This is a genomic window from Cellulosimicrobium sp. RS, assembly GCF_046159675.1.
Taxonomy (GTDB): Bacteria; Actinomycetota; Actinomycetes; order Actinomycetales; family Cellulomonadaceae; genus Cellulosimicrobium; species Cellulosimicrobium funkei.
In genome coordinates, this window is sequence record NZ_JBJXVU010000027.1 from 1 (window position 1) to 645 (window position 645).

The window sequence follows — 645 nt, forward strand, 5'->3', positions numbered from 1 at the left end:
GGGTCGTGCTCGCCGACCGGGTGTCGTGCGGCGGGGTCGTCAGGGGACGATGAGCCCGGCGGTCTGGGTCTTGGCGCGCTGGAGGCGGGCCTCGGCGTCGGACCAGTTGACGAGGTTCCACCAGGCGGTGACGTAGTCGGCGCGCACGTTCTGGTAGTCGAGGTAGTAGGCGTGCTCCCAGACGTCGAGCAGGACGATGGGGGTCAGGCCGAGGGTGAGGTTGCCCTGCTGGTCGTAGAGCTGGACGGTGATGAGCTTCTGGCCGATGGAGTCCCAGGCGAGGATGGCCCAGCCGGAGCCCTGGACGCCGGCGGCGACGGCGGCGAACTGCTTCTTGAAGGCGTCGAAGGAGCCGAAGTGCTCGTCGATCGCGGCGCCGATCTCGCCGGTGGGCTCGCCGCCGCCCTCGGGGGAGAGGTTGGTCCAGAAGGCGGAGTGGTTGACGTGGCCGCCGAGGTTGAACGCGAGGTTCTTCTCGTGGAGGTTGATCGCGGCGAAGTCGCCGGACTCGCGGGCCTCGGCGAGCTTCTCCAGGGCGGTGTTCGCGCCGGTGACGTAGGCCTGGTGGTGCTTGGAGTGGTGCAGCTCCATGATCCGCCCGGAGATGTGCGGCTCGAGCGCACCGTAGTCGTAGGACAGCTCGGG

The 645-nt window shown here is 69.1% G+C and carries 1 protein-coding gene; it reads right to left on the minus strand.

From position 1 onward, the window contains the following. Positions 1–39: 39 nt before the first annotated feature. Positions 40–645 (minus strand): superoxide dismutase (locus ACI769_RS19830; protein ID WP_137281607.1); only part of this gene is annotated, 606 nt, incomplete at its 5' end.